The following is a 13096-nucleotide window of genomic DNA, read 5'->3' on the forward strand; positions in this document are numbered from 1 at the left end:
AGTTGTTAACACTACGCTGAATCTGGTGGAGAAAACGATCAGCTAAATATCATTTTCAAGCGAAAAAAAAGCTAATCGTTTCTTTTCAAGGGTTTAGCAAACTAAAATAAGTGTTAATAACTTAAATTTGAGGTGTATAGCAAGTACATAATAGAGCAAAAAGGAATATTACTCCACACTATAACTTAGATTTACTTTAGCTATGCCTTTACGATAGATACCAATCTCTTTAGCAGCACTTTCTGATAGATCTATTGCCAATCTCTTAGAGAAAGGACCACGATCGTTTACCTTTACCGTTACCGATTTTCCGTTGTCGGGATTGGTTACTTTGATCATTGTGCCGAATGGCAAAGTGCGGTGAGCGGCGGTGAATTTTTTGGCTCTGTATTTGGCGCCGCTAGTAGTGCGGCGGCCTTCGAATTTTCTGTGATAGTAAGTTGCAAGAACTGTTTTGCTAACGCTGTCTGGTTCATTTGAGGGACCGGATTGCTTTGCTTTACCTTGTAAAAACAGGAAACAAAAACTTAATAACAGAAGATACTTCATAGGCTAAAATTTTTATATCGAGCCTGCAAATATAAGCATTTAGTTTATAATCAATAATTTGTGGAAAAACAGCCTGATTTTCAACATCAAAAAAGGCGTACAACTTGTCGCTGTACGCCTCTACCTAACCTCACTACACCCACCTTATTTCTTGTCTGGCACAAAGTTCATCGAGATAGAATTTACACAATGACGAGTGTCTTTAGCAGTAAACCCTTCTCCTGTAAAAACGTGACCTAAGTGTGCGCCACAGTTGGCACAAACTATCTCTATACGCGATCCGTCAGCGTCAGGAATCCGTTTTACAGCACCCTTAATTTCATCATCGAAAGCCGGCCAACCACAACGGGCATCAAACTTACTTTCCGAACGGTACAATTCCGCATTGCAACGTTTACAAGTATATGTTCCTTTATCTGTGGTATGCTCATACTTCCCTGTGCCAGGATATTCTGTTCCTTTATTAACAATTACTCTTTCTTCTTCAGGTGTTAATGTGTTCCAGTTCATTTTCTTTTTTATAATATTTTCTGATGACTGCGCTGATTTTGTTTCTTTCTTTTCTTGCTTTTGTGCGCAAGCAGAAAGACTTCCAATTAAAACAACAGCCGAGATCAAAAATAGTTTATTTAACATCGTTTTCATACATCAATATACGTGATAGATTTCAATTTGGTTTACAGGTTTAATACATTCGAATAGTGTTTACAAAGCGATGATAAAACCTTACCCTATCAAAGTTTGTGATAATGGTTTTGTAGTGCCATCCCTCCTGAAAGAGAGGGAAACATAAGATTGTGATCCTAAACAAATGGATTACCGCCTAAACCGTCAACCCTCTCTTCCAGGAGAGGGACAGCAAAAATTAGCCAAATCAAAAACTTTCACAGGGTGAGGACAAAAAAAAAAGCGTCCCGAAATTAATCGAAACGCTCTCATTTATATAAAATTCTAAAATCTTACTTTGCTAATTCTTCTGCCATTGCAGCGCCAATTTCAGCAGGACTTTCTACTACACGGATACCACACTCACGCATGATTTTCATTTTAGCAGCAGCTGTATCGTCAGCACCACCTACAATTGCACCAGCGTGACCCATTCTACGTCCTGCAGGAGCAGTTTGACCAGCGATGAAACCAACAACAGGCTTAGTACCGTTTTCTTTAATCCAACGAGCAGCTTCAGCTTCCATTCCACCACCAATTTCACCAATCATGATGATACCGTGAGTTTCAGGATCATTCATTAATAATTTTACCGCTTCAACAGTTGGCGTACCAATAATTGGGTCACCACCGATACCGATAGCAGTAGTAATACCTAAACCAGCTTTAACAACCTGATCTACCGCTTCGTAAGTTAAAGTTCCTGATTTTGAAACCACACCTACATGACCTTTTTTGAAGATAAAACCTGGCATGATACCAATTTTAGCTTCATCAGCAGTAATTACACCTGGGCAGTTAGGGCCGATAAGCGTAACATCACGGTCAGAAATATATTCTTTAACCTGAATCATATCCTTAGTTGGGATACCTTCAGTAATACAAACAATCACTTTAATGCCACCATCGGCAGCTTCCATAATCGCATCAGCAGCAAAAGCCGGTGGAACGAAAATGATAGATACATTTGCTCCTGTTTTATCAACAGCATCTTTAACAGTATTAAAAACAGGCTTTTCTAAATGTAATTGCCCACCTTTGCCAGGCGTAACACCACCAACTACGTTTGTACCGTACGCCAACATTTGTTCTGCGTGGTATGTTCCTTCGTTTCCGGTAAAACCCTGAACGATAACCTTAGAATCTTTATTTACTAAAACGCTCATGTATCAATATTTTTTTGTGCAAAGCTAATATTATTGACTGGAAAGTCAAGCTTAAAAATAGATTATTTAGCCCCATTTTTTCATGAAAATGTAAGGAGTTCGCCTATGGCAGCTGTGGTCCTGCTATTCACTTTACTCCGTTGCACTCCCTGTTCGTTGCTATCAGGTTTATTTAACAAAATTTCTTCGCCTTTGGCAACCCGAAACAAAACGCCTAATTTTACTTAAGCCTAAAGCTGAAAGTAGAAAGACTAAAGCTAAAAGCATGATGCAAAATAATACAGCCAAAAAGAGTGTAACATGAAAAACAAGGTTTTTATCCTTCTTACATTATTGACAACCATTGCTTTTGGCGCCAAAGCCCAAAGTAACGACACGTCGAAATACATATTACAAAACGATATCGAAGTGGCGAAAAAAGAACCCGGCACACACAAGGGTGGTGGCGAAACCATTGGATACAATTTCTTTGGTGATGCCAAAAATCTTAAAACGGCTTTCCGTAAAAGGATTTTAAAACCCGGTTCATCCATCGGCTATCATTTGCAAAAAGAAGATGAAATATATTACGTGATCAGTGGAAATGGCACCATGCAAATGAATGGGAAAACATTTCCGGTTAAACCTGGCGATGCGATTTTAACGCGTCCGGGGAGTACGCATGGCATTAAGCCAAACGATGATAATGATTTAACGATATTAATTGTTTACGAGAAAAAATAAATATAAGGATCGCAATGCTTCAGATTCGGAACAAAAATCCTAATCGAGTAGGAAGATAGGAATTAGTTCCCTATCTGTCCTCTCTCACCACTGTACGTACCGTTCGGTATACAGCGGTTTGTTGAAACAGTATCTCTTGACAAGCGATGATATTCACCTATTGCCAGGCATTGTGCCCATTGGTTGCACGGCTCGGCTCAGCTCCTCTTATATTTTACTCTCGGATTCCGTCCTACCCTCATATAAGCAGTTCTCTAATGTGGTTCTGCTGTGAACGCTCTACCATAAACTTCCTGTTTCCTTTGCCATTTCAACATTTGGTCCTTCCTGTAATTCTGCTACAGTACTATGACCGCTGCTGACTTCTGAGTGAGCCATTGAACGTCCCCGCTAAATGTTTCCTCTCCTGTAATCGCGCTTACACTTGACAGAACTCATTCAGATCTCCCGGGGTAAGACAATCTACTTCCTATGGATGTGGCCCCTGTATTTACGTAATAGTCCCCGTGCAGTATCGGGCTTCTGTTTGTCGTGCAACATCACCCGGACTAAATCCGCCTCATATACAGTTTCTGTTCGTAAGCCCCCATATTTGCCGCCGACTTCCTTTAGATTCGCAGTCACCCACGACACCCTTGTCTTAAGCTAACACTTCCTACTGCTAAGCGTGTTCGGGACTCTAACCCTATAGTCGATTGCCATGCCCGGCGCACACGAAAAGAAAAAGCCGAATAAATGAGAATTTATCCGGCTTTTGGTTAATTTTTATTTCAACTCGCTGGCAAGAGACCCAAGACTTTCGACTCCAGACTAACGACTAAAAACTTACTTCCATCCTTTCGCCCACTCTGTTTGTGCAGCATCATCTTGAAAAGTCCAAGCCACAAAACGGCTAATTTTTTGTCCCTGGCTCATTTGCACCGTACGCACTTCAAAGGCGTTTGCATTAACCAAAGCACTGTAAATACTTTTTAAGTTTGCACTTTTAGATACCAATGAAGTAAACCATAACACTTGGTTTTTAATTTGTGCGCTTTGAATAATCATTTGCTCCACGAAAGCTCGTTCACCTCCTGGGCACCAAAGCTCAGCCTTGTTTCCACCGAAGTTTAAAACGTGTTTTACTTCTTTTTCGTTGCCACCCAAGTTACGCCATTTCTGGCGGGTTCCTTGCTCTGCCTCTTTTAAAGATGCGTGAAAAGGCGGATTGCAAACCACAGCATCAAAACGCTCTTTTGCACCCACAATATTTCTAAAAATACCCATTTTAGAAGATTGCTGACGGATTTCTACCGCACCCTGCAACGGTTTATTTGCTTCAATAATTCGTTTGGCAGAATCAACAGAAAGCGGATCAATCTCAGAACCTACGAAATTCCAACCATATTCCTGATGACCAACAATTGGGTAAATACAATTTGCACCCACGCCAATATCAAGCACATTTATATTTGCCCCCTTTGGATTTTTACCCTTGTTGCTCGACCCTAAAAGATCGGCAACATAGTGAATGTAATCAGCCCTGCCCGGTATTGGCGGACAAAGGAAATCCTGAGGAATATCCCATTGAGAAATATTATAAAAATATTTTAATAATGCCCTGTTAAGTGCTTTAACGGCATTTTGATCTGCAAAATCAATAGAATCGTCATTATGCTCGTTTTTAAAAACGAAACGTTTCAATTCTTTTGATGCAGCAGTAAGTTGTTTGAAATTGTAACGCGAACGGTGTTTGTTGCGTGGATGTAACTCGCTTTTTTCTTTGCGGTTATTTTGTTCTTCTTGAGCCAATGTGATCTGGTTTAACTAAACATGCTGTGTGCATGTTTCTGGCACAAAGGTAAGTTAAATAGTTGGTTTATGTATTGTGAGTTGCCTGTTACATGTTACCTGTCATAGTTCCAATAAAAAGTAAAAGAAGCTATCGCTCACTTTGGTGTTAGCATCTCGAGAAGTCTAATGAATACACCTCTGAAAGATTGGGGTGCTAGAATCCAGCCTGGCAACAGATAACTGGTAACCCGCAACACTTTAACTTTCCTCATTTTTCTCAATCGCTGCTGGCTGGATTGCTCTTAAATACTTCGCCTGATCAAACTGATTTTCGCTTTTGGCAATTACGATTGTCGCCACCCCGTTTCCAATAACGTTGGTAATGGCTCGTGCTTCGCTCATAAAACGATCTACACCAATCAAAATAGAAATATGCTCGATGGGCATTATTTTTAAAGCCGTAAGCGTAGAAACCAACACGATAAAACCACTTCCTGTAACGCCCGCAGCACCCTTTGAGGTAACCATCAACACACCCAAAACAGTAATCTGCTGACCCAGAGATAAGTCAACATGAAAAACCTGACAAAGAAAAATAACCGCCATGGCCAGGTAAATTGCAGTACCATCCAAATTAAAAGAATATCCTGTTGGGATAACTAAACCCACCACAGATTTATCGCAACCAATGGCTTCCATTTTTTGCATCATACTAGGCAAAGCTGATTCAGAAGAAGAGGTACCCAAAACAATTAAAATCTCCTGCCGGATAAATTTAAGATAAGCCCATAAGCTGAACTTATAATACCTACAGATGCCATTGAGCACCACAAAAATGAATAAAATGCAAGTTAGATAAACCGAACCCATTAGTTTAGCCATCCCGAAAATACTTTGCAAACCATGTGTGCCGATGCTAAAAGCCATACCGCCGAAAGCACCGATTGGTGCCAAACGCATAATCACTTTCATGATTTTAAATAGCACTTTTGAAATTTTATCGAAGGCATTTAACACAGAAGTACCCTCCCCTCCTAGTTTGTTTAAACCATATCCGAATAGGATGGCAAAAAGCAAAATTTGTAGAATATTTCCTTCAGCAAAGGCAGCAATCACATTATGGGGAATGATATGCAAGAAAAACTCAGCCCAATTCATATCTTTTGCCTGCTCGGCATAACCCGAAATTTTCGATGCGTCGCCTGCTTTCGCAATTACACCTGCTCCGGGTTTAAGCACATTTGCAACCAGCAAACCGACTGCGATGGCCACGGTACTCACAATTTCAAAATATAACAGTGCCTTTCCTCCCACTCGGCCAACTTTTTTCATATCACCCATGTGGGCAATCCCCAAAACAATGGTAAAGAAAATAATAGGTGCAATGAGCATGCTAATCAGGTTAATAAAACCCTGGCTAATTAATTTGGCTGTCGATGCGAACTCAGGAAAGTAGGTCCCAACAAAGATCCCGATGATAATTGCGATGATAACCTGAAAAGTTAAATTGGAAAGAATAGATTTCATTTTGGTTTTTTAAAAACGAAATATAGCTTATATTTTTATCTTACCTTGAAAATAGCTAAAACAACAGGAGATAAAATGTTTGTTTATCAAAATCATTCAGTTTTCTGCCCATTTTTTACTGAAAATATTTTTATTATTCAGTAATTCATATATTTAGCCAACCGAAACCAACGAACTATACATGTCTGTTTATAATTTATCTGCGGAAAAAATATTGCTGCAAAAAATTGCTGGTGGCGATGAAATTGCTTTTAAGCATGTTTTTGAGCTTTATAAAAATAGGGTTTACAGTTTCGTGGTTAGATTTGTACATTCTAAAGCTGATGCGGAAGAAATTGTTCAGGACACTTTTTTTACCATCTGGCAGAAAAGAGATACGCTACCGAATATTGAGCATCCCCGAAACTACATTTACACAATTGTTCGTAACAAAACCTATAATTATTTAAACCAGGCTGCTAAAAATCAGAAAATACTGGCCCAGCTATGGGCAAATATGCAGGTAGAAAGCAATGGTATTGAAGAACAAACTGACTTTAAGGATAGTGAAATGCTAATCAACAGGGGGCTGGCAAATTTATCAGAGCAGAAACAGCAGATTTTTAAAATGAGCCGCTTTGATGGTTTGAGCCACGAGGAAATTGCCCTTCAGGTTGGCTTATCAAAAAGCAGGGTGAAGAACGTTATAGTTGATGTGCTAAAATACCTTCGCCACTACCTTTCGATTAATACACTTAAAATAAGTATAACTGCATATTTTGTTTGGTTGCTTTCTTAATCTACTTAAAATATTTAGCCATAAACTGATTAATGGCCTTGGTTATTGATTTCACATACTCGGGCCTTTTTTTATCATCCATCCTTACATCCGAATTAAACTCCAGCTGGATTGCAGAAATGTTTCCAGAAAATTTAGAGCCATGCCTTGCCGTGTTGTAACCGCCGTTAAAGTACCTGCCATCCGGAAAAAATTCTTCATCAACCGGGTTTGGAACCGATTTGCCAGGAGTAGCCAAGATATCTTTCTCGCTTAACAAGGTACCCATAGCATAATCACCTTTTATTAGCTCAGTCATTGTGGCCTTGCCACTTTTGACCATAGCTTTTACGCTTGATTTATCGGCATATTGCTCCAAATCGTTGGATTTGAAATCTTTGCCTTTTAAAAGCAAACCAATTTCTGTGCGTTGCGGGCGGTGTGCATTTCCATGAATATCAAACAGCAAGCCCTCATTATTTTTAAGCACCTGCGCTTTCGCATCATCAATGAAAGCATGAAATGCTTTCCAGGCAGCTTCGGCATTTACATCGCCCTGCGCAGCTAAAGACATTGCCCGGTTCGCATCCAGCTTACTTCTGTGTAAATGGTTTAAAATGATGTGTGGCCTTAATCCTGTTGTTCTTTTTATTTCCTCGGCTAGTGCCTGGGTAAGCTCAAGGGTTTTAGAATCCGATACTGCAGAGAAACTTTCGGTGTCGCCATAGCCATTATCTTCGGCTTTAACTACGTATTCATTCGTTCTAGTTCTGATGAAATCCGGTTTCAAACTTCCGCCATGTGGCGAAGTTAAAATTAGTTTAGATTTATGATCGCCTGCGATGTATTCTATTGCCAGCGCATATTCGCCCGATGGCGCAGTTACGTTAAAGGTATAGGTTTTGCCCGGTTGGTAATGCCTGGTAGTATCCTGAAAGCCCGGTGATAAAATTTTGTTGGCCATTAGGTCTGAAGTACAGATCGTCAAAATGAAAGCAATTAGAATGGTTGTTTTTCTACACATTTTTTGAAGTTTAAGCTTAAATGATAGACCGGACACAACAACTAAAGGACCGCTAAAAAAAATATTTTTATTTCCCGCGGTCCCTTGTATCCACTTAATAGTCTATGTATTAAAGGCGCAATTTTGCCAATCCCGACATGCCTGAAAACAACGACAGAATTAACGATTTACTGGATCAATATGTAAACAAAACTATAACGGAAGAAGATTTCGCGGAGCTATTTAATTACATCAGCAAAGAGGAGTACAAACCGCTTTTGGATGATTACATGAAAAAATTGGATAAGGTTACCTCACCAGATGCCGATGTACACCATGTTGATTGGAACTACATGTACCAAAACATCGTAGTTGATAAAAAAGAAAGATCGAAAACGGCAATCATCATCTCCCTTGCTAAAAAATTAACAATTGCGGCCTCGCTGGTCATTGTTGGTTACTTAGGGTATCATATCTACAACAAGCAAAAGGTTCCACAACCTACTGTACAAATCGTAAAAAAAGATTTGCTTCCCGGAGGAGATAAAGCTATTTTAAAATTGGCTGATGGTTCTGAAATCATCTTAAATGATGCGCAGAAGGGAACACTTACCCGGCAAGGCGCATCAAATATCAACAAAAGCGATGAGGGTTTTATTGAGTATGCAGTTAACGATAAAGGAGAGCAGAACGTATATACCAATACCTTATCTACACCCCGCGGCGGCCAGTACCGTTTAATGTTGCCTGATAAAAGCTTGGTTTGGCTTAATGCCGAATCATCCATCACTTTCCCTACAGCATTTGTGGGCAGCCAAAGAAAAGTTATGGTCACAGGTGAAGTTTATTTTGAAGTATCGAAAGATAGAACCAAACCATTTGTTGTAGAAAGCGAACAGGCAAACGTAGCAGTTTTGGGTACACATTTTAATGTAAACCTTTATCCTAACGAAGAAAATGCCGCTGTTACCTTATTAGAGGGATCAATAAAATTGAATCATAACAATGTCTCGAAAATTCTGGTTCCTGGCCAGCAAGCTGTTTTTGATGCAAATAGTTCCCGCATTTTGCTTAGAAATGTTGATGTAGATAATGTGGTAGACTGGAAAAACGGGCTATTTATTTTCGAAGATGCCAGTATAAAAGATGTGATGCGCCAGGTGGAGCGATGGTATAATGTAGAGGTGAAATACGTTGGTAAAACACCAAGCATTAAGTTTAACGGGGTAGTAAGTCGCAATAACAATGTTTCGAAGTTATTAAAACTGCTTCAGGCAGCTGGAAACGTAGAATTTAATATTAACAATAAAACGATAGAAGTGAAACCAATCAGCAAGTAACGTATGAAGTAAAGCCAAAAACCATAATAGCAAAAAAATCTTCCCGGTTGCACCCGGAAAGATTTAATTAAAGCTGCAAGCAGCAGTTTTGGGCTATAAAAATTTATCAACTTATCAATAAACCCAAACCAAAACAAACTTATGAAAGATTGTCTACAATCTCAAACGGGCAGCCCCATGCCCAAACCAATTACAAAATTAAAAGGAACCTGTTATGCGTTTAAAGCTTTTTTGGTTATGAAACTAGCGGCAATAATTATTTTTTGCTTATCGCTCCAGGTGAGTGGTAAAACAATGGCCCAGAAAATCACACTTACCGCAAATAATGCTTCCTTAAAAACTATTTTCAAGGAGATAAGAAAACAAACCGGCTATTATTTCATCTACAGTAATGAAGTAATTGAAGAAGCTAATCTGGTTAATGTAAAGGCAAAAGATCAGGGTTTGGATGAGCTGTTAAAAAATATTTTTAGCAGGCAGCCACTAAATTACGCCATCGAAGATAAAACCATTATTGTAAGCGTAAAACCTGTGGCTAAAGTGTTCGGGGTAGATCGGATTATCTCGGGCGTGGTAAGCAGCAGCGATGACAATACTACCTTACCAGGAGTTTCTGTACGAGTAAAAAGTAAAGGTAACGGTGTAATTACCAATTCTGACGGAAAGTATACCATTACGCTTAGAACAGGAGAAACCACCTTAGTTTTTTCATACCTGGGTTATACCTCGAAAGAAGTTATAGTTGGCGCCAATAACACGTTAAATGTTCAGTTAACCATCGAGAACAAGCAGCTGGAAGAAGTTGTTGTTCAGGCATATGGTACGGTTAGAAAGAGCGCATTGACCAACTCCGTATCAACAATCAATTCGAAAGAACTGGAAAACCGGCCAATTTCGAACCTGGCAACGGCATTAGTTGGTGCTGCGCCCGGTATTCAAACCACTACGGGAAGCGGTCAGCCTGGCGCTGGCCCGAGCGTACGTATTCGTGGTTTCGGTACCATCAACGGAGGTTCTGATCCATTATATGTTGTAGATGGCGCACCTTATGAGGGCGCACTGAATAACTTAAATCCTGATGATATCGAAAGTATTTCTGTTTTAAAAGATGCATCGGCATCAGCGCTTTATGGTTCAAGAGGTGCAAATGGTGTGATTCTAATTACTACAAAAAAAGGGAAGGATGTGGCCCCGAAGCTTACTTTGAAAACAACGCAGGGTTTAAATTCAAGAGGTTTGTCTGATTACGAGAAAGTTGATGCTTTCCAGTATTACCCGCTACTTTGGGAATCAATGCGGAATAGTTTAGTATCCGGTGGCGCAACACTTGATGCGGCAAACACGCAGGCATCAAATAATATCGTCGGATCGTTAATTTCAAATCCATTTACTGTAGCCGATAACCAGGTAGTGTTAACTAATGGAACGATAAATCCGGCGGCTTCTCTAATCTATCCTGAAGACTTAAACTGGGTAAATCAGCTGAGACGCACCGGCATACGCAGCGAATATAATATGAATTATAGCGGAGCGAGTAACAAAAGCGATTTCTTTGGTTCCCTGGCTTATTTAAAAGATGAGGGTTACTCTGTATTAACGGATTTCAACAGGTATAGCGGCAGGGTAAATATAAATACCCACGTAAAAAAATGGATTAAAACCGGCATTAACCTTTCGGGTTCAGTTCAAAAAACAAACGTTGGCAATCAAGAGAGCGGAATCTGGGAAGATCCATTTTATACTGATTTAATTTTTGCACCAATTTATGCTGTACACAAGCATAATGCCGACGGAAGTTACTTACTGGATGCGCTAGGAAATCAGGTGTATGATGAAGGTTACACCCGCCCTATTGCTCCTGGCAGAAACGTGTTAGCAGAAACAGAATACAATGAGAATTACACCGAGCGTAATTTTATCAGCGGGCGTACATTCGCTGAGATTTCTTTCTTAAAGAATTTTAAGCTGACTACCAATTTCAGTCTGGACTTAAACAACTACAAATTTAACGTTTTTGATAGCCCTATTATCGGCGACGGTTTGACCTCCAATGGAAAAAGTAACCGCACTAGCTCAACAACCAGAACAATGAATATTAACCAGTTATTAAACTACAACCGTTCTTTCGGAAGCCATAATATTGATGTATTGGCTGGCCACGAGGCTTACCAACGCCGTTATGATTATAATTTTGGCAGTGCATCCGGTCAAATTGTTTCAGGATCAACTGAACTTAAAAACTTTGCTACAATTCTTTCTTTAACTTCTTATCAGGATAACTACCGGATTGAGTCCTATTTCGGAAGGTTCCAATACGACTATGATGGAAAATATTTTGTTTCCGGATCTTACCGTACAGATGGATCTTCAAAATTCTCTCCGGTAAACCGCTGGGGAGAATTTTGGTCTGTAGGTGCTGGATGGCAAATCAATAAAGAAAAATTCTTTAATGTTAGCTGGGTTGATAATTTAAAACTTCGTGGCTCTTATGGCCAGGTAGGGTCTGATGATTTGGGAAGTTATTACCTGTATCAAACTTTTTATGATACTGGCTTTAAAAATGGTAATGAAGCAGGTATCAAGCAAGCTTTGGCACTTGGAAATGAAGATATCCAATGGGAATCGACCAATAGTATGGATATTGCCCTGGAGTTTGGCTTTTTGAAAAACCGCATTTCAGGTAGTGTTGAATATTTTAACCGTTATACCGATAACCTTTTATTTAACGTACAACTTGCCCTCTCTTCGGGGTTAAATACACAAAACCAAAACTTCGGCAGTCTTTACAATCGTGGTGTAGAGATTCAGTTAGATGGTACGCCAATCAAGACCAAAAGCTTTAAATGGAATGTTGGCGTTAACTGGACAACCTTTACCAATAAGATTTCCAAGTTACCCTACGATGAGTTTATCGATGGCACCAAGAAATATATGGTAGGCCAATCTCGCTATGATTATTGGCTGAGAGATTATTATGGCATAGATCCTGATACAGGTTCTGAACTTTTTGTGGCCGGGCCGGCAGCAACGACTACCAAGACCATGCCCGATGGCACGGTGGTAACCACGAGCGGTACCAATGCCTTGTACCATTATGCAGGTTCATCTATTCCTGATTTCTATGGCAGTATCAACAATACCTTTACATACAAAAATTTCGCATTGGATTTCAGATTTATCTATCAGGTTGGCGGCGTTTCTTTTGATGGCGATTACCAGTCTCTGATGTCTAACGGCACTTATGGAAGAGCATTACATGTTGATGCCTTAGATCGTTGGCAAAAACCAGGTGATGTAACAAATGTACCCAGGCGAGCAATTGGAACTACAACGTACGATAGCGATCGCTGGTTGGTAGATGCTTCTTATTTATATTTAAGAGCAGCGAACTTTAGTTACACCGTACCAAAAACATTTTCCCGCAAACTATCGATTACCAATGCAAGAATCTTTGTAACCGGCGAAAATTTATTTATGCGCTCATACCGGAAAGGCTTTGATCCATCGCAGGCATACAACGGAAATTCGAGCTACACTTATGCTCCAAACAGAATTGTTTCTTTAGGTTTAAATGTAACGCTTTAAAATATCA

Annotated in this window: 10 protein-coding genes; 4 read left to right on the forward strand and 6 right to left on the reverse strand. The window is 39.8% G+C overall.

Annotation, left to right across the window (positions count from 1 at the left end; genetic code table 11):
• Nucleotides 1-168: 168 nt before the first annotated feature.
• The 3 genes from OQZ33_RS16095 to sucD all read right to left on the reverse strand — a co-directional run bounded on the left by OQZ33_RS16095 (nucleotide 169) and on the right by sucD (nucleotide 2381).
• Nucleotides 169-549, reverse strand: a complete 381-nt coding sequence (locus OQZ33_RS16095; protein ID WP_265800128.1) for a septal ring lytic transglycosylase RlpA family protein — start codon at nucleotides 547-549, stop codon at nucleotides 169-171.
• 144 nt (nucleotides 550-693) lie between these two features.
• Entirely contained in the window at nucleotides 694-1194 is a 501-nt protein-coding gene (locus tag OQZ33_RS16100; RefSeq protein ID WP_265800129.1) for a methionine-R-sulfoxide reductase, read from the reverse strand.
• 314 nt (nucleotides 1195-1508) lie between these two features.
• Entirely contained in the window at nucleotides 1509-2381 is an 873-nt protein-coding gene (gene sucD / locus OQZ33_RS16105) for a succinate--CoA ligase subunit alpha (RefSeq protein ID WP_056848721.1), read from the reverse strand.
• A 300-nt stretch (nucleotides 2382-2681) separates the two neighbouring features.
• Here sucD and OQZ33_RS16110 point away from each other — a divergent pair, with 300 nt between their 5' ends.
• The gene (locus OQZ33_RS16110) at nucleotides 2682-3104 is read left to right on the forward strand and encodes a cupin domain-containing protein (protein WP_265800130.1); all 423 of its coding nucleotides are present in this window, start codon (nucleotides 2682-2684) and stop codon (nucleotides 3102-3104) included.
• Between the two features lie 825 nt (nucleotides 3105-3929).
• Here the strand turns inward: OQZ33_RS16110 and rlmF are convergent.
• Both rlmF and dctA read right to left on the reverse strand, forming a co-directional pair.
• Nucleotides 3930-4895 (reverse strand): 23S rRNA (adenine(1618)-N(6))-methyltransferase RlmF, encoded by a 966-nt coding sequence (gene rlmF, locus OQZ33_RS16115; protein ID WP_265800131.1) that lies wholly within the window; start codon nucleotides 4893-4895, stop codon nucleotides 3930-3932.
• 240 nt (nucleotides 4896-5135) lie between these two features.
• Complete coding sequence (dctA, locus tag OQZ33_RS16120) at nucleotides 5136-6404, reverse strand: C4-dicarboxylate transporter DctA (protein WP_265800132.1); 1269 nt, start codon at nucleotides 6402-6404, stop codon at nucleotides 5136-5138.
• A 181-nt stretch (nucleotides 6405-6585) separates the two neighbouring features.
• Between dctA and OQZ33_RS16125 the strand changes: the two genes are divergently transcribed.
• Nucleotides 6586-7182 carry an RNA polymerase sigma factor gene (locus OQZ33_RS16125; protein ID WP_265800133.1) on the forward strand — a complete coding sequence of 199 codons (597 nt, stop codon included), beginning with the start codon at nucleotides 6586-6588 and terminating at the stop codon, nucleotides 7180-7182.
• A 1-nt stretch (nucleotide 7183) separates the two neighbouring features.
• On the opposite strand, the gene OQZ33_RS16130 is transcribed toward OQZ33_RS16125, so the two are convergent.
• On the reverse strand, nucleotides 7184-8185 hold the full coding sequence (locus tag OQZ33_RS16130) for a hypothetical protein (RefSeq protein WP_157255619.1): 1002 nt from the start codon (nucleotides 8183-8185) through the stop codon (nucleotides 7184-7186).
• A 137-nt stretch (nucleotides 8186-8322) separates the two neighbouring features.
• On the opposite strand from OQZ33_RS16130, the gene OQZ33_RS16135 reads away from it, so the two are divergent.
• Nucleotides 8323-9504 carry a FecR family protein gene (locus OQZ33_RS16135; RefSeq protein ID WP_056848715.1) on the forward strand — a complete coding sequence of 394 codons (1182 nt, stop codon included), beginning with the start codon at nucleotides 8323-8325 and terminating at the stop codon, nucleotides 9502-9504.
• A 141-nt stretch (nucleotides 9505-9645) separates the two neighbouring features.
• A complete protein-coding gene (locus OQZ33_RS16140) occupies nucleotides 9646-13089 on the forward strand; it encodes a SusC/RagA family TonB-linked outer membrane protein (protein ID WP_265800134.1) in 3444 nt (1147 codons plus the stop codon).
• The last annotated feature ends 7 nt before the right edge of the window (nucleotides 13090-13096 follow it).

The organism is Pedobacter sp. MC2016-05 (assembly GCF_026239735.1).
GTDB lineage: Bacteria > Bacteroidota > Bacteroidia > Sphingobacteriales > Sphingobacteriaceae > Pedobacter.